Origin of the sequence: Nonomuraea deserti (genome assembly GCF_004348685.1) — a bacterium.
Taxonomy (GTDB): domain Bacteria; phylum Actinomycetota; class Actinomycetes; order Streptosporangiales; family Streptosporangiaceae; genus Nonomuraea; species Nonomuraea deserti.
The window spans coordinates 13,576-38,195 of record NZ_SMKO01000032.1; the positions used below are offsets into that span (position 1 = coordinate 13,576).

At 70.4% G+C, this 24,620-nt stretch carries 22 protein-coding genes; 15 read left to right on the forward strand and 7 right to left on the reverse strand.

The genetic code is table 11. The features are described 5' to 3' along the window. Positions 1–23: 23 nt before the first annotated feature. Positions 24–443, forward strand: coding sequence for a hypothetical protein (locus tag E1292_RS15045; RefSeq protein WP_246090126.1), 420 nt, complete (start codon positions 24–26; stop codon positions 441–443). 153 nt (positions 444–596) lie between these two features. Here the strand turns inward: E1292_RS15045 and E1292_RS15050 are convergent, their stop codons facing one another. From E1292_RS15050 to sucC, 3 genes are all read right to left on the reverse strand, one after another. Beyond that, positions 597–2,231 carry a cell division protein PerM gene (locus E1292_RS15050; RefSeq protein WP_132595767.1) on the reverse strand — a complete coding sequence of 545 codons (1,635 nt, stop codon included), beginning with the start codon at positions 2,229–2,231 and terminating at the stop codon, positions 597–599. Between the two features lie 481 nt (positions 2,232–2,712). Beyond that, complete coding sequence (gene sucD, locus E1292_RS15055) at positions 2,713–3,588, reverse strand: succinate--CoA ligase subunit alpha (RefSeq protein WP_132595768.1); 876 nt, start codon at positions 3,586–3,588, stop codon at positions 2,713–2,715. Positions 3,589–3,591: 3 nt separating this feature from the next. Beyond that, the gene (sucC, locus tag E1292_RS15060) at positions 3,592–4,773 is read right to left on the reverse strand and encodes an ADP-forming succinate--CoA ligase subunit beta (RefSeq protein ID WP_132595806.1); all 1,182 of its coding nucleotides are present in this window, start codon (positions 4,771–4,773) and stop codon (positions 3,592–3,594) included. A gap of 663 nt (positions 4,774–5,436) precedes the next feature. On the opposite strand from sucC, the gene E1292_RS15070 reads away from it, so the two are divergent. After that, positions 5,437–6,309 (forward strand): hypothetical protein, encoded by an 873-nt coding sequence (locus E1292_RS15070; protein WP_132595769.1) that lies wholly within the window; start codon positions 5,437–5,439, stop codon positions 6,307–6,309. Positions 6,310–6,419: 110 nt separating this feature from the next. Here the strand turns inward: E1292_RS15070 and galE are convergent, their stop codons facing one another. Further along, complete coding sequence (gene galE, locus E1292_RS15075) at positions 6,420–7,397, reverse strand: UDP-glucose 4-epimerase GalE (protein WP_132595770.1); 978 nt, start codon at positions 7,395–7,397, stop codon at positions 6,420–6,422. A gap of 350 nt (positions 7,398–7,747) precedes the next feature. Here galE and E1292_RS15080 point away from each other — a divergent pair, with 350 nt between their 5' ends. The 7 genes from E1292_RS15080 to E1292_RS15110 all read left to right on the forward strand — a co-directional run bounded on the left by E1292_RS15080 (position 7,748) and on the right by E1292_RS15110 (position 13,450). Further along, the gene (locus tag E1292_RS15080; protein ID WP_132595771.1) at positions 7,748–8,491 is read left to right on the forward strand and encodes an SDR family NAD(P)-dependent oxidoreductase; all 744 of its coding nucleotides are present in this window, start codon (positions 7,748–7,750) and stop codon (positions 8,489–8,491) included. Positions 8,492–9,298: 807 nt separating this feature from the next. After that, a complete protein-coding gene (locus tag E1292_RS15085) occupies positions 9,299–10,750 on the forward strand; it encodes a glutamate-cysteine ligase family protein (protein ID WP_246090127.1) in 1,452 nt (483 codons plus the stop codon). A gap of 5 nt (positions 10,751–10,755) precedes the next feature. Next, positions 10,756–11,391, forward strand: coding sequence for a neutral zinc metallopeptidase (locus E1292_RS15090; protein WP_132595773.1), 636 nt, complete (start codon positions 10,756–10,758; stop codon positions 11,389–11,391). 174 nt (positions 11,392–11,565) lie between these two features. After that, positions 11,566–11,823 carry a WhiB family transcriptional regulator gene (locus tag E1292_RS15095; RefSeq protein WP_132514991.1) on the forward strand — a complete coding sequence of 86 codons (258 nt, stop codon included), beginning with the start codon at positions 11,566–11,568 and terminating at the stop codon, positions 11,821–11,823. 26 nt (positions 11,824–11,849) lie between these two features. After that, positions 11,850–12,548 carry a CPBP family intramembrane glutamic endopeptidase gene (locus E1292_RS15100; protein WP_132595774.1) on the forward strand — a complete coding sequence of 233 codons (699 nt, stop codon included), beginning with the start codon at positions 11,850–11,852 and terminating at the stop codon, positions 12,546–12,548. A gap of 276 nt (positions 12,549–12,824) precedes the next feature. Then, positions 12,825–13,040: a type II toxin-antitoxin system VapB family antitoxin gene (locus E1292_RS15105; protein WP_220446841.1), complete on the forward strand. Its 216-nt coding sequence runs from the start codon at positions 12,825–12,827 to the stop codon at positions 13,038–13,040. Beyond that, positions 13,040–13,450 carry a PIN domain nuclease gene (locus E1292_RS15110; protein WP_246090128.1) on the forward strand — a complete coding sequence of 137 codons (411 nt, stop codon included), beginning with the start codon at positions 13,040–13,042 and terminating at the stop codon, positions 13,448–13,450. The genes E1292_RS15105 and E1292_RS15110 overlap by 1 nt, the downstream gene beginning before the upstream one ends. Before the next feature lie 16 nt (positions 13,451–13,466). Here the strand turns inward: E1292_RS15110 and E1292_RS15115 are convergent, their stop codons facing one another. Further along, on the reverse strand, positions 13,467–14,186 hold the full coding sequence (locus E1292_RS15115; protein WP_132595777.1) for a PIG-L deacetylase family protein: 720 nt from the start codon (positions 14,184–14,186) through the stop codon (positions 13,467–13,469). Between the two features lie 95 nt (positions 14,187–14,281). Here E1292_RS15115 and pcrA point away from each other — a divergent pair, with 95 nt between their 5' ends. After that, positions 14,282–16,534 carry a DNA helicase PcrA gene (gene pcrA, locus E1292_RS15120; protein ID WP_500690521.1) on the forward strand — a complete coding sequence of 751 codons (2,253 nt, stop codon included), beginning with the start codon at positions 14,282–14,284 and terminating at the stop codon, positions 16,532–16,534. Between the two features lie 398 nt (positions 16,535–16,932). Here the strand turns inward: pcrA and E1292_RS15125 are convergent, their stop codons facing one another. Both E1292_RS15125 and E1292_RS15130 read right to left on the reverse strand, forming a co-directional pair. After that, a complete protein-coding gene (locus tag E1292_RS15125) occupies positions 16,933–17,565 on the reverse strand; it encodes a response regulator (protein WP_132595778.1) in 633 nt (210 codons plus the stop codon). Then, the gene (locus E1292_RS15130) at positions 17,562–18,773 is read right to left on the reverse strand and encodes an ATP-binding protein (RefSeq protein ID WP_132595779.1); all 1,212 of its coding nucleotides are present in this window, start codon (positions 18,771–18,773) and stop codon (positions 17,562–17,564) included. The genes E1292_RS15125 and E1292_RS15130 overlap by 4 nt, the downstream gene beginning before the upstream one ends. A gap of 112 nt (positions 18,774–18,885) precedes the next feature. On the opposite strand from E1292_RS15130, the gene E1292_RS15135 reads away from it, so the two are divergent. The 5 genes from E1292_RS15135 (at position 18,886) to E1292_RS15155 (ending at position 24,601) form a co-directional block, all read left to right on the forward strand. Next, the gene (locus tag E1292_RS15135) at positions 18,886–20,592 is read left to right on the forward strand and encodes a PspC domain-containing protein (protein WP_165974543.1); all 1,707 of its coding nucleotides are present in this window, start codon (positions 18,886–18,888) and stop codon (positions 20,590–20,592) included. Beyond that, a complete protein-coding gene (locus E1292_RS15140; RefSeq protein ID WP_246090129.1) occupies positions 20,582–20,785 on the forward strand; it encodes a hypothetical protein in 204 nt (67 codons plus the stop codon). Before E1292_RS15135 ends, E1292_RS15140 begins: the two co-directional genes overlap by 11 nt. 71 nt (positions 20,786–20,856) lie before the next feature. Then, on the forward strand, positions 20,857–21,339 hold the full coding sequence (locus E1292_RS15145; RefSeq protein WP_132595782.1) for a (2Fe-2S)-binding protein: 483 nt from the start codon (positions 20,857–20,859) through the stop codon (positions 21,337–21,339). Further along, positions 21,336–23,750 (forward strand): xanthine dehydrogenase family protein molybdopterin-binding subunit, encoded by a 2,415-nt coding sequence (locus E1292_RS15150; protein ID WP_132595783.1) that lies wholly within the window; start codon positions 21,336–21,338, stop codon positions 23,748–23,750. The genes E1292_RS15145 and E1292_RS15150 overlap by 4 nt, the downstream gene beginning before the upstream one ends. Beyond that, positions 23,747–24,601 carry an FAD binding domain-containing protein gene (locus E1292_RS15155; protein ID WP_132595784.1) on the forward strand — a complete coding sequence of 285 codons (855 nt, stop codon included), beginning with the start codon at positions 23,747–23,749 and terminating at the stop codon, positions 24,599–24,601. Before E1292_RS15150 ends, E1292_RS15155 begins: the two co-directional genes overlap by 4 nt. Positions 24,602–24,620 lie beyond the last annotated feature (19 nt).

The following is a 24,620-nucleotide window of genomic DNA, read 5'->3' on the forward strand; positions in this document are numbered from 1 at the left end:
CCCGGCGACGCAGAGGAGGTCAGGTGTCGACACCGGTGAAGGCACCGGCAGGCCAGCAGCCCGCTGAATCGGCGGGCCGCCGAGCGATCTGGTTGTCCATCGCAGCGCTGGCCATGACGTTCATGTTGCCGCTCGCGGGCCTGGTCATGGCGTTGTTCGCGCTCATGGCCGGCATCAAGGCGCTGCCGCTGCTCAAGGGCGAGGGCAAGCCCACGGGCGTCGCCGTGGGCGGCATCACCGTCTCTGCGATCGCCCTGGCGCTGTCCACGATGGCCACGGGGATGCAGCTCTACCTCATGGACGAATACTCCGCCTACCAGGAGTGCATGAAGGGCGCGGGCACGGTGTCGTCACAGGGTGAGTGCTTCACGCAGTTCAGGGACGCGGCTGAGCGCAAGCTCCCGGCCGACGTGCTCGAACTGCTCGGCGCCATGCAGCCGTAACAAGCCGTCAAGCCGTCACCACCCGGGACCAGCCGGGACCGCGAGGCCCCCGCACGGCCCGGGGCACCTGCGCGAGCCGGCGGACTCCGCCCTCACCCGTCTCGGGCGCCGGTCCGGTCGCTGGGTCGCGGTTGCGCGGAGGCCGTCCGGCGGTCAGTCGCGGTCCCAGGCGTAGGGGTCGACGTAGATGACGTGGCCGCCGCGGTCGTCCGACTCGTCGACGATGTCCTTGCGCGGCGGGCGGGCGTCCGGCCCCGGCTCCGGCGCGCGCGAGCGCGACTGGGCCAGCGTCTCGGCCGCCGCCGACGCGTGCTCGTCCTGCCAGTCGTCCCTGATGACGGGGATCTCCTGGGTGTCGGCTTCCGTCGCGTCCATCCAGTGGCCGGGCAGCGGGCGCGGGTCGGACTCGGCCAGCCCCACCTTGCTCGCCGCCTTGGCCAGCGCCGCCCCGGCCTTGCGTACGGGGGCGGCCGCCTTGTCGAGCGGCGTACGGGCACGTTTGTTGAGCAGCAGCAGGTTGGTCACGCCGGCGGAGATGCCGGCGGCCACGCCGACCTCGAGCGCCACCGACAGCGCCACCTCCCAGGGGGACGGCCCGACCGTGGCGAGCCTGCCACCGCCGATGGGCCCGCCGGACAGCGCCGCCAGCACCCCCGCCACGAGGCCGGTCGAGACCCCGCTGAGGAAGCCCCACAGCGGCGCCGCCTCGTAGGACGGCGACGGCGAGATCCTGGCCACCATCACGCCCGCCACCGCTCCGGCCGCGAACGGCAGCGCGATCACCGCCATCATCCACGCCGGCACGGTGCCGCTCTCCGGCAGCGCCCCCAGCAGCGGCAGGCTCGGCACCGTGCCGAGCTGCACCCCGGTCGGCGCGACCAGGGTGTCGGCGCCGATCGCGAACCCCGGCCCCGCGATGTAGGACAAGGCCCAGACGACGGCGTTGAGCGCGTAGAGGAGTTGCAGCAACAACAGCAGCACCCCGCCCACGAACCCGGGCGAGAGCACGCTGGACAGCTCCTGGATCTGCCCGAAGTTGAGCGCGATGGCGACCAGCACGAGAGCGAGCCCGGCCACGAGCAGCACCGCCGTGGCGACGGCCGTGCCGACGGTCAGCGCCCGCACCCGCTCGGGCAGCAGCCGCAACATGACCCGCCAGGGCCCGATCATCCGCGCCGTGGCCAGCGAGCCCGCCAGGAACGCCAGCACGAAGTGGCTGAACAGCGTCTCGCCGAGGAACGGCTGCGTGATCTCGTTGCGCGCGACGACCGCGATCAGTCCGGCGAGCAGCGCGTACGGGGCCGCCAGCGACACCCCCGCCTGCACCACCAGCACCAGCTGGGCCCGCCGCCGGGCCCCCGCCTGCGCCTTGGGGCTGTTCTTCGGCAGCCGGGCGGGCAAGCGCAGCCGCAGGTCGGCGTCACGGGCCATCCATCGCGCCGCGCGGTAGAGCAGCACGGCGGGCAGCAACATCAGCCCCAGCGGCAGCAGGCCGACCCGCCCGCCGGGGATCGCGAACCCGGCGTGGTGCGCGGCCAGCCAGAGCTGCGCCGCCGTACGGAACACGCCCGGCAGCCCGGCTTCGAGCGTGCCGCGCGGCGCGGCGATCCAGCCGACCAGCGTGAGCGTGGTGAGCGCCGCCAGCCCGACGCCGAGCGTGGCGGCGGCCGCCAGCATCCCCGACACGGGCAGCGGCCGCCTGGTCTCGTCGTCGTCGCTCGAGACCCCGGGCAGTCGGCCGAGCACCGACCGGGGGGCGGCACGTAGCTGGTCGAGAATCGCCGTCACAGTAGGCGATTTTCTCAAGCTTTCCCGACCAGCGCTTGGTTGACGCGCCGCCCGCCCTTACTTTGTGGCCGCCGATCCCGTCCCCGGTCGCGCGAGGCTCTTCCCTTTCCATCCTTTACGGCGCTGCCGTGGTCGCCCCAACCGCCGACCGGGGCCGGCGTCGGTCCAGGGAGACGCTTCTGAGCCGGTTAGTGGCGCGCCGCCGCCACGCCGCCCCGTCGGCCGTGTTCCGTGGCCGACGCGTGGCCCGTGATCGCAGCCGAGCAGCAGACCCCCTGGTCGGCCCGGGGGGCGTACACAGGGAGCAGCGGCGCAGGCACGACGGCGCGGGCACGACGGCGCGGGCACGACGGCGCGGGCACGAGGACACGGGCACGAGGGCACGGGCACGGCGGCGCGTACAGGATGGGCGCGGCGCGTGGGGAGGAAGGCGAGAAGCCCCGCACGGGAGGGGCCGTGCGGGGCTGTCAATGTGCGACGCTCAGCGAGCCTGCATGATCTCGCGCATCAGGCGGGCCGTCTCGGAGGGGGTCTTGCCGACGCGGACGCCGACCTTCTCCAGTGCCTCCTTCTTCGCCTGGGCGGTGCCGGCGGAGCCGGACACGATGGCGCCCGCGTGGCCCATCGTCTTGCCCTCTGGAGCGGTGAAGCCCGCGACGTAGGCCACGACCGGCTTGCTGACGTGCTGCTCGATGTAGGCGGCGGCCCGCTCCTCGGCGTCGCCGCCGATCTCGCCGATCATCACGATCGCGTCGGTGGCGGGGTCTTCCTGGAACGCCTGGAGCGCGTCGATGTGCGTGGTGCCGATGACCGGGTCGCCGCCGATGCCCACGGCGGTGGAGAAGCCGAAGTCGCGAAGTTCGTACATCAGCTGGTAGGTGAGCGTGCCGGACTTCGAGACCAGGCCGATGCGGCCGGCGGTGGTGATGTCGGCGGGGATGATGCCGGCGTTGGAGGCGCCGGGAGAGGCGATGCCCGGGCAGTTGGGGCCGATGATGCGGGTCTTGTTGCCCTTGGCCACCGCATACGCCCAGAACTCGGTCGAGTCGTGCACCGGCACGCCCTCGGTGATCACCACGCAGAGCGGCATCTCGGCGTCGATGGCCTCCTTGACCGCGTCCTTGGTGAACGCCGGGGGCACGAACACGACCGACACGTCGGCGCCGGTCTGCTCCATCGCCTCCTTGACCGTCCCGAACACGGGCAGGCCCTCGTGCGTGGTGCCGGCCTTGCGGGCGTTGACGCCGCCGACCACGCGGGCGCCGGAGGCGAGCATGCGGCGGGTGTGCTTGGTGCCCTCGCCGCCCGTCATGCCCTGAACGATGATCTTGCTGTTCTCAGTCAACCAGATGGCCATGGGTCACACACCTGCCGCAGCGAGCTCGGCGGCCCGCTTGGCCGCGTCGTCCATCGTGTCTACCAGCTCGACCCGCGGGAGCGCGGCGTCGGCCAGGATCTGCCGCCCGAGCTGGGCGTTGTTGCCGTCGAGGCGGACCACCAGCGGGTGGGTCACGGCCTCGCCACGGCTCTCCAGCAGCTTGAACGCCGAGACGATGCCGTTGGCGACGGCGTCGCAGGCGGTGATGCCGCCGAAGACGTTCACGAAGATCGACTTGACGCTCGGGTCGGAGAGGATGATCTCCAGGCCCGCGGCCATGACCTCGGCCGAGGCGCCGCCGCCGATGTCGAGGAAGTTCGCGGGGGACGGCTTGCCGGGGAACTGCTCGCCCGCGTAGGCCACCACGTCGAGCGTGGACATGACCAGGCCCGCGCCGTTGCCGATGATGCCGACGTCGCCGTCGAGCTTGACGTAGTTGAGGTCCTTCTCCTTGGCCTTGGCCTCGAGCGGGTCCTCGGCCGCCTTGTCGGCGAGCGCCTCGTGGTCGGGCTGGCGGAACGCCGCGTTGGCGTCGAGAGTGACCTTGCCGTCGAGGGCCTTCACCTGCCCGTCGGCCGACAGGATCATCGGGTTGACCTCGACGAGTGTGGCGTCCTCGTCGACGAAGCAGCACCACAGCTTCTCGATGAGCTCGGCGGCGCCGTCGAGCGCCTTGTCCGGCAGGCCGCCGGCCACCGCGATCTCGCGGGCCTTGGCGCGGTCGATGCCGTTCAGCGCCGAGACCGGCACCTTGGCGACCTTCTCCGGCGCGGTGTGGGCGACCTCTTCGATGTCCATGCCGCCGGCGGCGGAGCAGATCGCGAGGAACGTACGGTTGGCGCGGTCGAGCAGGAAGGAGAAGTAGTACTCCTCCGCGATCGCGCTGGCCTCCTCCACGAGCACTTTGTGGACCGTGTGGCCCTTGATGTCCATGCCGAGGATGGCGGTGGCCTTCTCGACGGCGTCGGCGGCGTCGGCCGCCACCTTCACGCCGCCGGCCTTGCCGCGGCCACCGGTCTTGACCTGAGCCTTGACGACAACGCGGCCTGTCAGCTCCTCGGCCGCCGACCGCACCTCCTCCACGGTGTGGGCGACGATGCCGCGTGGCACCGGGATGCCGTAGTCAGCGAAGAGTTCCTTCGCCTGATGTTCGAACAGGTCCACGAGGGGTCCGTCCTCTTCCCATTTGTCGCTCACCCTCCTCACTCGCTCCGTGGAGTGCCTTCTGCGCCGGCCCTCCACTCCGCTCGCTGCGTCGGGTTCGCTCCTTGCTTATCCGACTGAATGTTCGACGCTTGTCCGACTGATGTACGACGGCCCGGGCAACTGCACTTACGGTCGCGTCCGCTTCGCCGTTCGGTGGCATCGTGCCTCGCTCTCTCACGGCGAGCTCCTACGCTCAGGGGTGCGTGCCGGGCTTTTCCGCCAGTGAAGCCTAGCCCGAAGCTTGACCTGACCAGGTCATCGGGTGGGGGTTCTCGCGCTATGTGACGGTGATCTCACTTCTCCACGACGGCACCTGCACGAATTTTGCACCGATTCGACGGCATACGCCCCGGTTCTCGATATACGGTCGTGATCTTCGATTGGCAGAATCCACTCCTCTTCCTTTTGGAACCAGAGGAAACTCGTATGAACCGATTTGTCGCTAGGCCTGGCGGTGACCACGGCCGCGCTCACGGGGGCACGCGGGTTCCTTGAGGAGGACCCGATCTACTCCTGAACTCGCTCGGCGGCATTCCGTAATGGCCGGCTCCGCCGGGCCGCTCCACAAGGCCGCACTTCCGCCTTGACCTCGACAACAGAACTTCGACGAAGGAAACCCGCATGAAGCGAATCCTGACCGGCGTGGCGTTAGCCACGACCGCGGCGCTGGTGACCGCCACTCCCGCGATGGCCGCCCCCAAGGACCCCGTGGTGGCCGTCAAGAAGCGGATGGCCCCCGGCAAGGGGGTGAGCTTCACCGAGCGCACGACCGTGTCCCAGGACGGCACGCGCGAGGTGTTCCTCCGGCGCAGCGGCACCCTGCAGTTCAGCAAGACGGGCATCGCCGCCTCCGACATCACCGGCAAGCTCAACATCACGTCCAAGGACCTGGGCGACGTGCCGGACAGCGACTTCGGCGAGATCCTCAGGGCGGTGGCCAAGCCTGAGCGCACGATCAGGGTCGGCACCACGTCCTACCTCTCCGGCAACATGTGGGCGACCCTGCTGCCCGAGGGCAAGACCTGGTTCAAGGCGCCCAAGGGCCCGACCGGCGGCGTCACCGGCACGTTCGGCCAGCCCGTCAACCTGGGCGAATACTCCACGCTCAAGACCCTGCTCAAGGGTGCCAAGGCAACCAGCCACGGCTACACGGGCACGATCAAGCTGGGCACCCTGTGGAAGGCCTCCCCCTGGCTGCGCGCCGGATCGCTCGGCGCCCCGACCGCCAAGGCGCTGAAGAGCCCGATCAAGTGGAGGCTCACCGTGAACGCGGCCGGCCTCCCGACCCGCCTAGTGACGACGTTCTCGGCCTTGGTGAACGGCACCGGCGACGAGGGCACCGTGAGCGTGGACACGAGGTACACCGGCTGGGGCAAGGCCGTGTCGATCAAGGCGCCGCCGGCGAAGGACGTCGCGACCACGTTCGAGGACGGCCAGGACGACATCTCCAGCCTTACCGAGATCCCCCTCGGCGCGTACGCCGTCACCGGCTGACCTGCCGATCGTCCGCGCCTCTCCCGTCCCGGACGGGAGAGGCGCGACCGGGCGGGATGGGCTCCACCGGGTGGGGCGGGCGCGGCCGCGCGGGAGAGGGGCGGCCGGGCTCAGCCCAGTCTGGACTCCCGGAGAGCCGCCCATTCGAGAGAGTGCCTGATGCCCTCATCGAGGGAGTGGCGGGCCTGCCAGTCCAGCAGGCGGCGGGCCCAGTCACTGCGGGTGTAGGCGCCGGGCACGTCGCCGGGGCGGGCGGGGGCCTCGACGACCTCGATGGGACGGTCGACGACGCGGTTGAACGCCTCGGCCAGCTCGCGGACCGTGGTGCCCGCGCCGGTGCCCAGGTTGATCACGCCGGTGTCGAGCGCGTCGAACCGGCGCAGGGCCGCCACGTGCGCGGTCGCCAGATCCCAGACGTGCACGTAGTCGCGGATGCCGGTGCCGTCTCTCGTCGGGTAGCCGGTGCCGGTGATCTGGAAGGGCACGCCGTCCTCGTACGCCTCGATCATCTTGCCCAGGGCGTGGCTGGGACGGCGCAGCTGCAGCCCGGTGCGCATCCGCGGGTCGGCGCCGACCGGGTTGAAGTAGCGCAGGGACAGGATCCTGATCGGGCGACTGGCCGCGATGTCGGCGAACATCGCCTCGCACACCGCCTTGGTCTGCGCGTACGGGCTCTGAGGAGCGAGCGGCGAGTCCTCGTCCACCGTGTGGTCCGCGCCGGCCTGGTAGATCGACGCGGATGAGCTGAAAATCATCCGCTCGCAGCCGTTGCGGAGCAGGTGGTCGACGAGTTCGAGGCTCCTGGCGACGTTCGCGCGATAGTAGCCGATGGGGTCGGCCACGGAATCCGGGACCACGATGAGCGCCGCGCAGTGGACGACAGCCTCAATATCCGGATTTTCGGCGAAAATCTTGTCTATCAATGGGCCATCGCCGATATCCCCCTCATAGAACACCCGCCCTTCGGCGAACTCCCTCCGCCCCGTCACGAGGCTGTCCAGAATCACGGGCGTGATCCCGGCATCCAGGCACGCCGACGCGACCGTGCTGCCGATATAACCCGCCCCACCAGTAATCAGAACACGCATCCCAGCACCCTAGCCTCGCTCGTGCGCGCTTCATGACCTCCATCCTTTACGGCTCCGCCCACGTGAGGCCATCCACCGCACGTCGGCCGGGGACCTTCCAGGGCAACGCTCTCTGACCCTTCAGCGGCGCGCCGCCGCTACGGCGCGCCCCGTGGGCCGTGTTCCGTGGCAACCGGTCGCCCCGTGGCGCCCGGCCCCTGGCTGAGATCGCCGCGTTCGACGGAGACACGGGCTCCGCCGGCGAGGCACGGATCGCGTACGACCGGTTCCGCGACTTCTTTACCGCTCGATACAGAACTGGTAGTGTCCACTTTCGTACCGATCGGTACTGAATATAGGGGAGACCGCACGTGGGACAGCTCGAGAACAAGACCGCGATCGTCACCGGCGGAAGCAGCGGCATCGGCCTCGCCGCGGCCAGGCGTTTCGCCGCGGAGGGCGCACACGTCTTCATCACCGGCCGGCGCGAACGCGACCTGGCCGCCGCCGTCGAGACCATCGGATCCGCCACCGGGATCGCCGGCGACATCTCCGACCTCGACCACCTCGACCGCCTGTACGACGCGGTGCGCGAGCGCGACAAGGGCCTGGACGTGCTGTTCGCCAACGCGGGCACGGGCGCGTTCGCCACCCTTGAGGAGACCACCGAGGAACATTTCGACCGCATCTTCGACGTCAACGTGCGCGGGACGGTGTTCACGGTGCAGAAGGCGCTGCCGCTGCTCAACAAGGGCGCGTCCGTGATCGTGAACTCATCCGTCCGCGCCGACGACGGCATCGAGACCTTCGGCGCCTACGCCGCGTCCAAGGCGGCGCTGCGCTCGTACACGCGTACGTGGGCCAACGAGCTCAAAGGACGGAACATTCGCGTCAACGCCGTCTCGCCGGGAACCATCGACACTCCCGCGCTCGCCGGCATCGTCGGCGAGGAGAACGCCGAGGAGGCCAAGGCCGGCTTCGCCGCCAACGTGCCCCTCGGCCGCATGGGGACGTCGGACGAGGTCGCCGACGCCGTGACCTTCCTCGCCTCCGACCAGAGCAGCTTCGTCCTCGGCGCGAACATCTACGTCGACGGCGGCGAGAACCAGCTCTAGAGGGTCCGGGCCGCCGTGGCGACGCAGGCGGCTCAGGGCCGTCCCGAACCGGCGGAGCGTCCGACGACGACGCCACCGGCCTACGACGGTCCACGGCACTGCGGCCTCATGGACGATGGAGCTCGACCCTCGGCTCACCTGAGGTTCGAGCCCGGACCGAGGCCCTGTTCGCGCACGTGCCGGACGGCCAGGAGGCGCTGATCTTCGACGACGGCGCCGAACGGCGCGTCCGGCTGGTCACCGCGGTCCGCGACCGGCCTCCCGGCCGGTCGGTGCCGGAAGCCCTGCGCCGCCGCCTGGCAGCCCGCGCAGTCTTCACCCGTCCGCGCTCTCGCCCGCCACGTCCTGGAGATCCCCGAACACGCGGGCACGGAACCCGACCCCCTGGCGCGGCCAGGGGCACGGAACCCGACCCCCTGGCCGCGCTGCACACCATCTTCGACCTCCTCGAATCCGGCTGTCCGGAGTCGCTCGAAGAGGCCTGGTCAAGCTTCCACCTGACCGGCACGCTCGCCAGGCCCGCCTGGCCGGGGTGGGTGCGTCGGCGAAGCGGCGTACCGGGGCGATCCTCCGAATGCGGCATGAAGCCCTCGGAGGCAGCCGTCCGTCGCGGCGTCTGCCCTGGTGAGGCGAGCGGCGGTCCCGTCCAGAAGCTGCCGGACGAGGGCGAGGGTGCCGAGGTCGGCCGGTGGCGCTGTGGCGGTAATCCACGGGACCTCATTCGGCGGCTCAGGCTGCGGTAAAGACTGGCCTGCGCTCTGGTCTTGGCGGCGTTGGCGTGCGACATTTCCTGATATGGGCAGGGACGTGCCAGTCGTCGTCTTCAGCCGGGACGACCGCCGGAAATATCGGGAAAAGGTGCGTCGGTGCCTCGACGTCTTCGCCCAGATGTTGCGCGAATCCCGCTTCGACTTCGAACGCCCGCTCGCCGGACTGGAGATCGAGCTCAACATCGTGGACGCGCGCGGCGAGGCCGTCATGCGCAACGCCCAGGTGCTCGCCGCCATCGAGCGGCCGGACTGGGCGACGGAGCTGGGCCAGTTCAACATCGAGATCAACATCGAACCCCGGGAGCTCGGCGGCGACGGCGCGCTCCGCCTGGAGAACGACATCAGGGCGCGGCTCAACCACGCCGAGGAGCGCGCCCGCCCCCAGGACGCCCACCTGGTCCTGATCGGCATCCTGCCCACGCTGCGCGAGCAGGACATCGGCGAGGGCACGCTCTCCGCGAACCCCCGCTACCGCCTGCTCAACGAGCAGATCTTCGCGGCCCGCGGCGAGGACCTGCACCTGTCCATCGACGGCGTCGAACGCCTCGACACGCACGCGGACAGCATCACGCCCGAGGCCGCCTGCACCAGCGTGCAGCTCCACCTGCAGGTCAGCCCCGAGGCGTTCGCCGCCCACTGGAACGCGGCCCAGATCATCGCCGCCCCCCAGGTCGCGGCGGCGGCCAACTCGCCCTACCTGTTCGGCAAGGAACTGCACCGCGAGACCAGGATGGCGCTGTTCGAGCAGGCCACGGACACGCGGCCGGCGGAGCTGAAGACCCAGGGCGTGCGGCCGAGGGTCTGGTTCGGCGAGCGGTGGATCACGAGCGTCTTCGACCTGTTCGAGGAGAACGTCAGCTACTTCCCTGCGCTGCTGCCCCTCTGCGAGACCGAGGACCCGCGCGTGGAGCTCGAACAGGGCCGCATGCCGGAGCTCCACGAGCTCACCCTGCACAACGGCACGATCTACCGCTGGAACCGGCCGGTGTACGCGGTGGTGAACGGGGTGCCGCACCTGCGCGTCGAGAACCGGGTGCTGCCCGCCGGCCCCTCCGTGGCCGACATCACCGCCAACGCGGCCTTCTACTACGGGTTGATGCGCGTCCTGCCGTACGCCGAGCGGCCGCTCTGGAGCCGGATGTCGTTCCAGGCGGCAGCCGACAACCTCGCCGCCGCGGCCCGGCACGGGCTGGACGCGCGGCTGTACTGGCCGGGGGTGGGCGAGGTGCCCGCGGCCGAGCTGATCCTGCGCCGCCTGCTGCCCATGGCGCGGGAGGGGCTGGCCGCGTGGGGCGTGGACGGGCCCGTCGCCGACCGGCTGCTGGGCATCGTCGAGGGACGCTGCATCGCCGGCCGTACGGGCACGAGCTGGCAGGTGGAGCGCGTGCACGCGCACGGAGGTGACCGGCACGAGGCGCTGCGGGCCATGACGCTGGAGTACATCGAGCGCATGCACAGCAACGAACCCGTGCACACTTGGGATGTGTGAAGCCCGTGACCCGAGCCCTGGTTCTCGCCCTGGTCCTGCTGGTCGGCGCGTGCGGCATCACCCGGCCGGCGTCCATGGACACGGAGGGCGCCGACTCCTTCGCGGAGGACGTCCGCACGGCGCGCACGTTGTCGGAGGCGTTCTGGAAGCAGCAGTTCGAGCAGTTAGGCCGGACGTATCGGCCGCTGGCCGCCTTCATCCCCTACTCGGGCCGCTCCGGCCCGGCCTGCGGCAACGAACCGGCCGTCCCGAACAACGCCTTCTACTGTCCGCTCGGCCACTTCGTCGCCTACGACCAGGACTGGATGGAGGCGTTGTGGACGGAGATGGGCGACGGATCCGTCTATGTGATCATCCCGCATGAGATCGGGCACGCCGTACAGGCGCAGCTCCGGACCGGCTTCCAGCTGAACGTGCAGGCGGAGCTCCAGGCCGACTGCTACGCGGGCGGCACCCTGTCCGCCCTGGTGAACTCGGGCGCGTTGCGGGCGGAGGAGGGCGACGAGGACGAACTGCTCTACAGCCTGGAGGCGGCGGGCGACCCCACGGACGACTGGCTCGACCCCTCGGCACACGGCACGGCGGCGCAGCGTCAGGCCTCGTTCGCGAGGGGATACCAGGACGGGGTGAGCGCCTGCTGACGTCGTGCTGACCGGGCGGGCTCCGAAGCGCCCGCCGACGCCGTACGGACCGGGCGGGCTCCGAAGCGCCTGCGCACGTCGTACGGACCGGGCGGGTCCCCAACCCAGGGATGTACGAGCGCGTCAACCGAGAGGATGATGTGTCTGATCATGACCACGCTCTACCTTTGACCCATGTCACTGGAGGAGATCGGCTGGCTGCGCAGGGGCGCGTGCAGGTCCAGCGACCCTGACCTCTTCTTCCCCCTCGCCCCCACACCGCTGCAGGAGGCGCGGGCCAAAGCGGTCTGCGCCGGCTGCCAGGTCATCGAGGAGTGCCGTTCCTACGCGTTAAGGGCGGGCGAGGCGGAGGGCATCTGGGGCGGCCTCACCCCGGAGGAGCGCCGCCGCACCCGCTTCCCCGAGGGCTGGCGCCGTCCCGCCGCCTCCTGACGACGCGGGCGACGTAGCCTGCAGGGGTGCTGCTCCGCTCGATCGCGATCCTCGCCGCCGCCAACATCATGAACAACAAGATCGCCCCCCGGCTCGGCCCGGTGACGTCCGCCGCCGCGACGGCCGCCCTGGTGGCGATGGCTCGCAGGTCCGGCCTGTCCTGGCAGGAGCTCGGCTTCGAGCGCGGCCGCCGGGGCGCGATCGCGGGCGGCGCCCTGGCCGCCGGGGTGGCCGCCGTCTACACGGTCGGCATCTCGATGCCGCGCACCAGGCCGCTCTTCCACGACGACCGCGCCCTGTCGCTCTCGCGCGCCCGCGTCTGGGAGGAGGCCCTGATCCAGGTCCCCTTCGGCACGGTCCTGCTGGAAGAGGTGGGCTTCAGGGGCGCCCTCCACGCGTTGCTCCGCCAGAGGCACGGCACGGTCGCCGCCACCGGGGTCTCCTCCGCCCTGTTCGGCCTCTGGCACATCCTTCCGGCCATCGACATGGCGCGCGCCAACCCCGCGCTCGGCGCCCTGGTCGCCGACGAGGCCCCCGGACGCCTCGACACCGCCCGCGTGGTGGCGGGCAGCGTGGTGTCCACGGCGGCGGCGGGCGTGCTGTTCTGCGAGCTACGCCGCCGCGGCGGCCTGCTCACCCCCGTGATGCTGCACCTGGCCACCAACTCCTTCGGCTACCTCTTCGCCCGCCTCGCCCCCAAGCGAAAGCCAAGCCCTCCCGCCTGAGTCTGAGATGACCCGCTCGCCCCGATCTGACTACGTATCGTGACCGCCTCTCCCGCCCTGCGGTAGACCATCTGCCTGCCCGGGAATGAAGGTTCTCCACCCGGGAGTGAAGATCCCTCCGGCGCCTTCTGGATCGTTCCAGACAGCTCCCACCTCGATGCTCTAACGTCTGCGACGCGCCCTTCCCGGGAATCGCTCCTCCTCGGGGAGGGCGTATATCAAGATCGCAGGTTCTGATATACGCTGGAGGTACGGAGGTGGTGTTGTATGCGTACAGTGATCGACATCGACAAGGAACTTCTGGAGGAGGCCCAGCAGAAGCTGGGGACGCCGACCATGAAGGAGACGGTCCATATCGCACTGCGGGTGGTCATCGACAGGGACGCGGAGAGGGCCAGCGCGATAGAGGCCTTCGAGTTCTGGCGCACGGAGGGGAGCCCGGATCTGCTCGACCCGGAGATCATGAAGAATGCGTGGCGACGGCAGGACTGATGTATCTGCTGGACAAGAGCGCGCTGGCGCGCATCCGCACCAGCGACGCGGTCGCCAAGGCGCTTCATCCGCTCTACGCGGCGCGGGCCGTGGCGACCTGCAGCATCATCGATCTCGAAGTCCTTTATAGCGCCCGCGACATCGCCCACTACCAACGCATCCTCCGGGCCCAGCGCGAGTGCGTGCTGCTCCCGATGGACCAGGAGGTGCAGGCACGGGCCCTGGACGTGCAGAAACAGCTCGTAGCGATCTCTCAGCACCGCGGCATCGGACCGAACGATCTGCTGATCGCCGCCTGCGCCGAGGTGCATGGGGCGACGATCCTGCACTATGACCGCGCCTTCGACGTCATCTCCGAGGTCACAGGGCAGCCCGCGCTCTGGGTGGTGACCCCCGGATCGGTGCCGTAGCGCCGCGCGGCGGAGTTCAGGCCGTGGAGACGACCTGGAAACCCTCCGCGTAGCGGCCCTCGCCGAAGCCGGCCTGCTCACCCCAGGCGCCGAAGCGGCTCTTGACGAAGTCGGCGAAGCCCTCCACATGTGCGACCTGGCTCACGTGTGACTGCAAGGCCGCGAGCTTGCGGTCCATGGCGCCGGTGACGTCCACCCAGTGATCCGGTGCGGGGCCACCGGTCAGCCACACCTCACGCACGGTCCACGCCTCCAGGCCCTCGTCCCGGGCCAGCTCGGGGAACGCGTAGGGGTTGCGGGCGTCGGGGTAGACGGCGTCGAGGGCGGCGCCGCCCACCGCGCGATGGTCGGGATGGCTGGGCGCGACGAACCGGTAGTTGCGGTCCGGGTGGTGGGTGATGACCAGGTCGGGCCTGACCTGCCGGATCACCCGGGCGATGTCACGCCGTAGCTCGAGTGACGGCACCACCTGGCCGTCCGGATGGCCGAGGAAACGCAGATCAGTGACGCCGACCGCCTTGGCGGCGGCCAGCTGCTCGGTCCTGCGCAGCTCGGCCATGCCCGAGTTGTCCAGAGTGCGTTCGTTGCCGCCCGCGTCGCCGTCCGTGACCAGCAGGTATGTGACCTCCACGCCCCGGTCGACGAACAGCGCCACGCTCCCCGCCGCGCCGAAATCGGCGTCATCTGGGTGGGCGGTCACGACCAGAACCCGGTTGATCTCGCTTTCCGGCAGCATGGTTCCCCTTTCTGGACCTTCCGTCGAGCACAACCGGGACCCCGGCGATCGCATTCCGTGCGACGTTTGTCGGTGGGGCGTCTTAACCTAGGTGGGTGCCGACCCAAGTCTCTGTTGACCACCCCTTGCTCGATGGCCTCAACCCACAGCAGCGCGAGGCCGTGATCCATCATGGCAGTCCGCTGCTCATCGTCGCGGGGGCGGGGTCGGGCAAGACGCGGGTGCTGACGCATCGCATCGCCTATCTGCTGGCCGAGCGCGACGCGCATCCGGGCGAGATCCTCGCGATCACGTTCACCAACAAGGCCGCCAAGGAGATGAAGGAGCGCATCGACCAGCTGGTCGGGCCGCGGTCCAAGGCCATGTGGGTGATGACGTTCCACAGCGCCTGCATGCGCATCCTGCGGCGGGAGGCCAAGCGGCTGGGGTTCCCCTCCAGCTTCTCGATCTACGACCAGGCCGACTCGCAGCGGCTCATGGCGATGGTCTGCAGGGAGATGGAGCTCGACCCGAAACGTTATCCGCCGCGCTCGTTCTCCGCCCAGGTCAGCAACTTCAAGAACGAGCTGGTCGACTACGAGACCGCGCTCGACAAGGCGGGCTCGCACCTGGAGAAGACGCTCGCGCAGGCGTACAAGGCCTATCAGCTCAAGCTGACCGAGGCCGGCGCGATGGACTTCGACGACATCATCATGAACACGGTGACGTTGTTCCAGCTCTTCCCCGAGGTGGCCGAGCACTACCGGATGCGCTTCAGGCACGTGCTGGTCGACGAATACCAGGACACCAACCACGCCCAGTACATCCTGATCAGGGAGCTGGTCGGGCATCCCGAGCTGCGCACCACCGACGGCGACCTGGTGCGGTCGGGGGCCGACCAGTCGGAGCTGTGCGTGGTGGGCGACGCCGACCAGTCGATCTACGCCTTCCGCGGCGCGACGATCCGCAACATCCTGGAGTTCGAGCGCGACTATCCCGACGCGCGCACGATCATGCTGGAGCAGAACTACCGCTCCACCCAGAACATCCTGGCCGCCGCCAACGCCGTCATCGCGCGCAACGAGTCGCGCAAGCCCAAGAACCTCTGGTCCGACCAGGGCGACGGCCCCAAGATCGTGGGCTACGTCGCCGACAACGAGCACGACGAGGCCATGTTCGTGGCCCAGGAGGTCGATCGGCTCAGCGACGAGGAGGGCGTCAAGGCCGGCGACGTCGCGGTCTTCTACCGCACCAACGCCGCCTCCCGCGTGTTCGAGGAGATCTTCATCCGCACCGGCCTGCCCTACAAGGTGGTCGGGGGCGTGCGCTTCTACGAGCGCAAGGAGGTCAAAGACCTGCTGGCCTACCTGCGGGTGCTGGCCAACCCGGCCGACGTGGTGTCGCTGCGACGCATCCTCAACGTGCCCAAGCGCGGCATCGGCGACCGGGCGGAGGCCATGATCGAGGCGCTGTCGTCGCGCGAGCGCATCTCGTTCTGGGACGCCCTGCGCAGGGCCGACGAGGCGCACGGCATGGCCACCCGTTCGCTCAACGCGGTGCGCGAGTTCGTCGCGATGATCGACGAGCTGATCGCCAAGGCCGAGGGCGTGCCGCCGTCAGCGCTGGCCGAGGAGGTGCTGGTGGCCACCGGCTACCGCGCCGAGCTGGAGGCCTCAGAAGATCCGCAGGACGAGTCGCGCCTGGAAAACCTCAACGAGCTCATCTCCGTGGCCTCCGAGTTCGAAGAGGCCAACCCGGAGGGCACGCTGGTCGAGTTCCTGGAGCAGGTGTCGCTGGTGGCCGACGCCGACCAGATCCCCGACGCCGACGGCGGGCAGGGCGTCGTCACGCTGATGACCCTGCACACCGCCAAGGGGCTGGAGTTCCCCGTCGTCTTCCTGACGGCGATGGAGGACGGCGTGTTCCCGCACATCCGGTCACTGAGCGAGCCCAAGGAGCTGGAGGAGGAGCGGCGCCTGGCCTACGTCGGCATCACCCGGGCCCAGCAGCGGCTCTACCTCACGCGGGCGGCCGTGCGCAGCTCCTGGGGGGCGCCGTCGTTCAATCCCGCCTCCCGCTTCGTCAACGAGGTGCCGGGGCAGCTCATCGACTGGCGCACCGACCCGGAGAAGTCCGCATGGAGCGCGGCCACGCGGCGCGAGCCGGCCGCCCGGCCCGCCCCGGCGAAGAGCGGCGGGCGCACCGTGCCGTCGCTGGCGCCGGGCGACCGGGTCACCCATGACGCGTTCGGGCTGGGCACGGTGGTGTCCGTCGACGGGGTGGCGGAGAAGACCAAGGTCAAGATCGACTTCGGCAGCGGTGGTGAGAAGACGCTGCTGCTGGCGTACGCACCGCTCGAGAAGTTGTGAGAGAACCGCACCGGCCGACCCGCGACCGAGCACCCGCCGTCCCGCTGCCTGTTAGCGGACCCGCGCCGGCCGACCGGCGGCCGAAGCCGCGCGCCGTCCCGCTGCCGGTGCGCGCTGCCGCGCCGGCCGACCGGCGTGAAAGGACCGGCGCGGCCCAGGACACCGGTGGCTGGAGCCGCGTCGACCGACCGATGGAGTTCGCGCCGACCGGCTGGCGCTGAGAGTGCGAGGCCTGGGACGCCGTCTCGCCGACTCCGGGGTGGCGGTGGGCGTGTCACCCGCCGACGGTGGTGAGATCGCTGGTGGCGGGCGACCGAGCGTACGGTCGGCCAGCAAAGGTGCGTGCGCGAAACGCGGTGGGGGGCGTTGGGGCCGTCGGGCCCCTTCACGTCGGAGACTCAGACCAGGCGGCGGGCGGTGGCCCAGCGTGAGAGCTCGTGGCGGTTGGAGAGCTGGAGCTTGCGCAGCACCGACGACACGTGCGTCTCCACGGTCTTGACCGAGATGAACAACTCCTTCGCGATCTCCTTGTACGCGTAGCCGCGCGCGATCAGCCGCAGCACCTCCCGCTCGCGCTGCGTCAGCGAGTCGAGCTCAGGGTCGATGGGCGGGGCCTCCGACGAGGCGAACGCGTCCAGCACGAAGCCCGCCAGCCGCGGCGAGAAGACCGCGTCGCCCTCGGACACCCTGCGGATGGCGTCGGTCAGCTCCTTGCCGCTGATGTTCTTGGTGACATAGCCCCTGGCGCCGCCCCGGATCACGCCGATGACGTCCTCGGCGGCGTCGGAGACCGACAGGGCGAGGAAACGCACCTGGGAGCCGGAGCCCAGGACGCGGCGCAGCACCTCCTGGCCGCCGCCCCCGGGCATGTGCACGTCGAGCAGCACCACGTCGGGCTGCAGCTCGGTGATCGCCTTGACCGCGGAGTCCACGTCCTCGGCCTCGCCCACCACCTCGATCGAGTCGCCGAGTTCGGCGCGTACGCCGGAACGGAACAGCCGGTGATCATCGACGATCAACACCCGTGTCATGCCTTCTCCACCTTCATGGTCAACATCACTTCCGTGCCCTCGCCGGGCTCGGTGCGGACCCTGGCCGCGCCTCCGTGACGTTCCATTCTCCCGATGATGGACTCCCTGATCCCCATCCTGTCGAGGGGCACGGCTTCGAAGTCGAACCCCTTGCCACGATCCTTCACGAAAATCGTGACCTCTTCACCTTCTACTTCCGCATAGACGGAAATGGACGGACTGCCAGAGTATTTGGCGGCGTTGACCATCGCCTGCCGCGACGCCTTGAGCATGGCGGCCAGCTTGCCCGCCGAATCGAGATCGATGTCTCCGACGCAGACGACCTCGATGGGCACGCCGTGCGCGTCCTCCTCCTCGGCGGCGATCCTGCGTACGGCGGCCGCCACCGTGGCGTCGGCGTCCTGGGCCGGCTGGTAGAGCCAGTTGCGCAGGTCGCGCTCCTGCGCGCGGGCCAGGCGGGTGACCTCACGCTGGTCGTGGGCGACCCGCTGGATCAGCGTGAGGGTGTGGAGCACCGAGTCGTGCACCATGGCGGCCACTTCGGCGCGTTCCTCCTGCCTGATGCGCTCACGACGTTCGAGCTGCAGTTCTTTCCACAGGCCGGCCAGCCAGGGTGCGGCGATGACGGCCAGGCCGCCGACCACGACGGCGGTGAACAGCAGCCCTTGGCTGGCCTGGGCCAGTTCGCCCTGGGCCGCCAGGAACCCGGTCGCGCCGATCACGACGAGCACGACGCCGAGCAGCGAGCGCACGCGGTTCTTCCGCATGCTGAGGGCCGCGCCGCTCATCCAGGTCTTGCGGCGTTCCGGGTCCGCCTGCTGCCAGAGGATGAGGGCGCCGATCCCGCCCACGGCGAACGGCAACATGCCGATGCCGCCTTGGGAGGCGCCCGTCAGCCAGCCGAACGCGAGCAGCGCCACCCCGATCGCGCTGAACGCGGCGAGCTGGCTCCAGTCACGCTGCGGCGGAGCGGTCCCCTGGTACGGCTGCTTCGGCGCGATCATCCAGAGCACCGCGTACGCGACCATGCCGATGCCGTCGACGACGCTGAGCAGCACGAACATCAGCCTGATCACCACCGGATCAAGCGAGAGCTGCGTCGCCAGGCCCTGGGCCACGCCGCCGATCAGGCGGCCCTCCATGGGGCGCATCATCCGCCGGTAAGGCGTTTCGCCGCTGGGCTCGGCAAGTGTCTTCTGGTCAGCCATAACATGGCCATAGTCACACGTCCCGGGCACAGGGGCATCAGGGAACGACCCCCGGGTCGGGTCAGGGGTGTCCCGGATGCGGGCACACCGCACGCAGGTACACGATGGTGGCATGACAGAAGCTCCGCCCAGGGAACCGGCCGCCCCTCACCGTGTGCTGCGACGCAGCAGCGAGGGGCGCTTCCTCATGGGAGTCTGCGCGGGCCTCGGGCGGCACACCGGCATCGACCCCGTGGTGTTCCGCGTGGGCTTCGCGGTGTTGATGTTCGGCTCGGGCATCGGCCTGTTCCTCTACCTCGCGGCGTTCCTGCTGATGAAGGAGCCGAACGGCAAGCCCGGCCTCATCGAGCAGTGGACCCGCCGCGACTTCGACGCCGACGCCGTGATGGTGCTGCTGGCCGCGGTGCTGGCGTGCGGCCTGGGGATCAACATGGCGACGGTGTGGCTGGGCGTGGGCACGCTCGTGGTGGGCGTGTTCCTGGCTGTGTCGCTGCTTGCCGCGCACGCGAGCGGGGTCGACCTGCTGGGGCTGGCCCGGTCGATGCCCGAGCGGCTCAGCAGGCGCAGGACCGGCGACGGGCAGCCGGCGCCGTCCTACACTCCTGCCACGCCGCCGTCTCCGGTACGACCGCAGTCCGCGGCCACCGGCCTGGGTGAGACCGCGCGGACGTCGTCGCCGGCGGAGGGGACGCCCGGCTACCCGGTCCAAGAGCCGGCGCAGGAGACGGTCCGCCACCCGATCGAAGAGCCGAGGCAGGAGACGACCCGCCACCCGATCCCGGAGTCGGCGCAGGAGACGACCCGCCACCCGACCCCGGAGTCGGCGCAGGAGACGACCCGCCACCCGACCCCGGAGTCGGCGCAGGAGACGACCCGCCACCCGACCCCGGAGCCGACCCGGGAGTTCCCCGGCCCGGTACGCGAGAGCGCGCAGGAGCCGCCTCCCGCCGGGCCGGCCAGGGCGCACGACACCATCGAGCCGGATCCGGCCCTCGGCGACGCGGTGACGGCAGAACATGCCGTGCCGCCGTACCAGCCGCCCGCCCACGGCCGCCGGCAGCCGGCCGCCGGCTACGGCCACCCGTTCGCCCCCAACGGCCCCTACCAGCCGCTCGACCCGGCCAGGAGAGGCGGCGGCTACTCGCCGTACGATCCCGCTCTGTACGCCCGCCCGGCCCTCGCTGAGCGGCCCCGGCCGGCGCGCCGCCCGAGGTCGTTCATCGGCGCCTTCACCCTGTTGCTGGCTTTCATCATTGGAGGAATCGTCATGGCGGCCCAGGCCAGGACGGCCGCTGGCGTGAGCCCGACCATCGTCGGCGGCGCCATGCTCATCACCATCGGCGCCGGGCTGCTGATCGCCGCCTGGTGGGGGCGGGGCGCCGGGCTGGTCGCCGCTGGTACGTTCGTCGCGCTGCTCGTGGGCACGGGGCTGATGCTGGGCGGTGTGCCCAGCAACGTCGGGTCGTCGGAGTGGGCCCCGGCCAGCGTCACGGAGGCGAGCCGGCACTATGACGTCGGGCTCGGCGACGGCCGGCTCGACCTGTCGGAGCTGGAGCTGGCGCCCGGGTCGACGACGACGTTCACCGCCTCGGTCAAGGCGGGCGAGCTGGTGGTGGTCGTGCCACCGACGGCGAGAGTGGAGGTGCACGCCTCCAACAAGGTCGGCGACATCACACTGGACCAGTCGGTCCAGGGCGGAGTGGACGTGCGGGTGAACGAAGTGCTGCAACCCGAGGTGAAACCGGACGGCGAGCCCGCCACCCTCGTGCTCGATCTGCGGAGCGGCGTCGGTGACATCGAGGTGCGACGTGCCGCGTGACGTCGAGCGGCCGCGCCGCGTGCACAGGACGGACTGGATGGCCCTGCTCAGCGGCGTGCTTTTTGTCGTTCTGGGTATTTTGGTGGTGACAAGGGCGATCACGGATTGGCTGGTTCTCTGGGGCGTGATGGTGCTGGGGTTGGCGTTCGCGGGGCTGGTGGCGATCATCGCCAAGGGGCTCCGCGGCAAGTAGACCTTGACCGGGAATAACACCGGCGTACGTTCGGAGTGTCCGCCTTTCCCCCTGCTCCTGAGGGAGGACGTATGCCCCGAATCACCGTCACCGTCGACGGGATCACCTACGAGGAGGACGTCGAGCCGCGGCTCCTGCTCGTCCACCTGCTGAGAGACCGGCTCGGCAAAACCGGCACACCGGTCGGCTGCGACACCAGCAACTGCGGCGCCTGCACGGTCATGCTCGACGGCAAGAGCGTGAAGAGCTGCTCGGTGCTGGCCGTGCAGGCCGACGGCGGCGACGTCGTCACCATCGAGGGCCTGGGCGCCGACGGGTCGATGCACCCGATGCAGCGGGCCTTCCACGAAGAGCACGCGCTGCAGTGCGGATACTGCACGCCCGGCATGGTCATGGCCGCGATCGACCTGCTCAGAGACGATCCCGACCCGTCCGAGGAGACGATCAGGGAGGGCCTCGAGGGCAACCTGTGCCGCTGCACCGGCTACTGCAACATCGTCAGCGCCGTACGGAGGGGCGCGCAGGAGATGGGGCAGGCGGTGAGCAAGCAATGACCGAGATGGACGCCGGCCTGGTCGCCGAGCAGATCGCTCAGAGCGACCAGCTCAACGAGCCGACCGACCGCTCCGAGGTGGGCAGGCCGCGGCGGCGCAAAGAGGACACGAGGCTGCTCACGGGGCGGACGCAGTGGACGGACAACCTCTCGCGCCCCGGCATGCTGCACGTGATGTACCTGCGCAGCCCGATGGCGCACGCCAGGATAACCAGGGTCGACGTGTCGGGGGCGCGTGACCTGCCGGGGGTCGTGGCGGCGTTCAGCGGGGAGGATTTCGCCGCCGAGCAGGGCAGCCTGCCGTGCGCCTGGCCGGTGAGCGAGGACATCGTCATCCCCGACCACCCGCCGATGGCCGTGTCCGAGGTGCGCTACGTCGGCGAGGCGGTGGCCTGCGTGGTCGCGACCGACCGCTACCGCGCCGCCGACGCGCTCGACGCCATCGAGGTCGACTACGAGCCGCTGCCGGCCGTGCTCGACATGAACGAAGCCCTCGCCGACGGCAGCCCGAAGGTGCACGAGGCGGGCAACAAGGCGTTCAGCGCGAAGATCACCGCGGGCGACGTCGACGCCGCGTTCGAGGGCGCTCCCGTCGTCATCGACCGCACGTACGTGCAGCAGCGTCTCATCCCGAGCGCGATGGAGCCGCGGGCGGTGCTGGCCGACACCGACGGCGAGTCGTTCACGCTCTGGACGTCCACGCAGATCCCGCACGTCCTGCGGGTCATGCTGGCCATGGTGACCGGCGTCCCCGAGCACCGGATCCGCGTGATCGCGCCCGACGTGGGCGGCGGGTTCGGCTCGAAGCTGCAGGTCACCGCGGAGGAGGTGCTGGGCCTGCTGCTCACGCGCAAGCTCGGCAAGCCGGTCAAGTGGACCGAGTCGCGCTCCGAGGGCAACCTGACCGTGCACCACGGCCGCGACCAGATCCAGCACATCAGGCTGGCCGCCGACGCGGACGGGCGCATCCGAGGGCTGCAGGTCGACCTGCTGGCCGACATGGGCGCCTATCTGATGCTGGTGACGCCGGGCATCCCGATGCTGGGCGCGTCGATGTTCAACGCGATCTACAAGATGGACGCGTACGAGTTCGCCTGCACGGGCGTGTTCACCACCAAGATGCCCACGGACGCGTACCGGGGCGCGGGCCGCCCGGAGGCGACGTTCGCCATCGAGCGGATGATGGACGAGCTGGCCGCCGAGCTGGGCATGGACCCGGTGGAGGTGCGCAGGCGCAACTGGATCAGGCACGAGGAGTTCCCGTACACGACGATCTCGGGCCTGACGTACGACTCGGGCAACTACGAGGCGGCCACGGACAAGGCGCTGGCGTTGTTCGGCTACGACAAGCTGCGGGCCGAGCAGTCCGACCGGCGTGACAGGGGCGACCCGGTGCAGCTCGGCATCGGCGTCAGCACGTACACGGAGATGTGCGGCCTGGCGCCGTCGAGGATGCTCGGCGAGGCCAACTACGGCGCCGGCGGCTGGGAGCACGGCGCGGTGCGCATGTTGCCCACGGGCAAGGTCGAGGTCATCACCGGCACCTCGCCGCACGGGCAGGGTCACGTCACGTCGTGGAGCCAGATCGCGGCCGACGCGCTCGGCGTGCCGTTCGAGGACGTCACGGTGCTGCACGGCGACACGGCGATCGCCCACAAGGGCATGGACACCTACGGCTCCCGCTCGCTGGTCATCGGCGGCGTCGCGGTGCTGAAGGCGTGCGACAAGGTCAAGGACAAGGCCCGCAGGCTGGCCGCGCACGTGCTGGAGTGCTCGCCGGACGACCTGGAGTTCGAGGCCGGGGCGTTCAAGGTGCGCGGCACCGAGTCGCAGCGGACGATCCAGGAGCTGGCCCTGGCCGCGTTCACGGCGCACGACCTGCCTGACGGGGTGGAGGCGCGGCTCGACTCCGAGGCCACGTTCGATCCGGAGAACTACTCCTTCCCGCACGGCACCCACCTGTGCGCGGTGGAGGTGGACACGGAGACGGGCATGGTGAAGATCCGCTCGTACGTGGCGGTCGACGACGTCGGCAAGGTGGTGAACCCGCTGATCGTGGAGGGCCAGGTGCACGGCGGCATCGCGCAGGGCATCGCGCAGGCGCTGTTCGAGGAGGCCGTCTACGACGCCGACGGCAACCTGCTGACCACCACGATGGCCGACTATCTGCTGCCGTCGGCGGCGGACCTGCCGGGTTTCACCCTCGACCGCACCGAGACCCCGGCGACCAGCAACCCGCTGGGCGTCAAGGGCGTCGGCGAGGCGGGCACGATCGCCTCGACCCCGGCCGTGGTGAACGCCGTCGTGGACGCCCTGCGCCCGCGCGGCGTGCACGACGTCCGGATGCCGTGCACGCCGGAACGCATCTGGCGGGCCCTCGAAGCTCAGGCGCCGGAAGGAGTACGGCCATGATCCCCGCGCAGTTCGACTACGCGCGGCCCGCCTCGCTGGACGAGGCCTGCCAGGCGCTCGCCTCCGACGAGGACGCCAAGGTGCTGGCGGGCGGTCAGTCGCTGCTGCCGCTGCTGCGGATGCGGCTGGCGTACCCGTCGACGCTGGTGGACGTCGGCCGGCTGCCGGATCTGAAGGGCGTGCACGACCGCGGCGACCACGTCTTCATCGGCGCGATGACCACGCACGACGAGGTCGTGCGCTCCGGCGTGGTCACCGCCGGCTGCCCGCTGGTGGCACTGGCCACGGCCATGGTGGCCGACCGGGCGATCCGGCATCGGGGCACGTTCGGCGGCTCGCTGGCGCACGCCGATCCGGCGGGCGACCTGCCGGCCGTGGTGCTGGCGCTGGACGGCGTGCTCGTGGCCAGGTCGGCCGGGGGTGAGCGGGAGATCCCCGCGGCCGACTTCTTCGTCGACTACCTGGAGTCGGCGCTGGAGCCGGGCGAGATCCTGACCGGGGTGAAGATCCCGAAGCTGGGCGCGGGCTGGGGTTTCCACTACGAGAAGTTCCACAGGACCGCGCAGTCGTGGGCGATCGTCGGGGTGGCGGCGGCGGTCAAGCGCTCCAACGGCGCGATCACCGAGGCCAGGATCGGGCTGACGAACATGGGCGAGAAGCCGCTGCGCGCCCGCGCCACCGAATCGGCCCTGCGGGGCGTGGAGCTCGGTGACCAGGTGCGCCTGGCGTGCGAGGAGGCGGCCGCGGACACCTCTCCGCCGGCTGACCTGCACGCGCAGCCCGACTACCGGCGGCACCTGGCCAGGGTGCTGACCCACCGAGCGGTACGCACGGCGGCCGGATCGCCCTGACCTCAAGGGGGCATCCCTT

Bases quoted from the DNA above. Each gene is read 5' to 3' on its own strand.
- sucD (WP_132595768.1), bottom strand. From the start codon at position 3,588: ATGGCCATCTGGTTGACTGAGAACAGCAAGATCATCGTTCAGGGCATG.
- E1292_RS15070 (WP_132595769.1), top strand. From the start codon at position 5,437: ATGAAGCGAATCCTGACCGGCGTGGCGTTAGCCACGACCGCGGCGCTG.
- galE (WP_132595770.1), bottom strand. From the start codon at position 7,397: ATGCGTGTTCTGATTACTGGTGGGGCGGGTTATATCGGCAGCACGGTC.
- E1292_RS15095 (WP_132514991.1), top strand. From the start codon at position 11,566: ATGTCACTGGAGGAGATCGGCTGGCTGCGCAGGGGCGCGTGCAGGTCC.
- E1292_RS15110 (WP_246090128.1), top strand. From the start codon at position 13,040: ATGTATCTGCTGGACAAGAGCGCGCTGGCGCGCATCCGCACCAGCGAC.
- E1292_RS15115 (WP_132595777.1), bottom strand. From the start codon at position 14,186: ATGCTGCCGGAAAGCGAGATCAACCGGGTTCTGGTCGTGACCGCCCAC.
- E1292_RS15125 (WP_132595778.1), bottom strand. From the start codon at position 17,565: ATGACACGGGTGTTGATCGTCGATGATCACCGGCTGTTCCGTTCCGGC.
- E1292_RS15130 (WP_132595779.1), bottom strand. From the start codon at position 18,773: ATGGCTGACCAGAAGACACTTGCCGAGCCCAGCGGCGAAACGCCTTAC.
- E1292_RS15135 (WP_165974543.1), top strand. From the start codon at position 18,886: ATGACAGAAGCTCCGCCCAGGGAACCGGCCGCCCCTCACCGTGTGCTG.
- E1292_RS15145 (WP_132595782.1), top strand. From the start codon at position 20,857: ATGCCCCGAATCACCGTCACCGTCGACGGGATCACCTACGAGGAGGAC.
- E1292_RS15150 (WP_132595783.1), top strand. From the start codon at position 21,336: ATGACCGAGATGGACGCCGGCCTGGTCGCCGAGCAGATCGCTCAGAGC.
- E1292_RS15155 (WP_132595784.1), top strand. From the start codon at position 23,747: ATGATCCCCGCGCAGTTCGACTACGCGCGGCCCGCCTCGCTGGACGAG.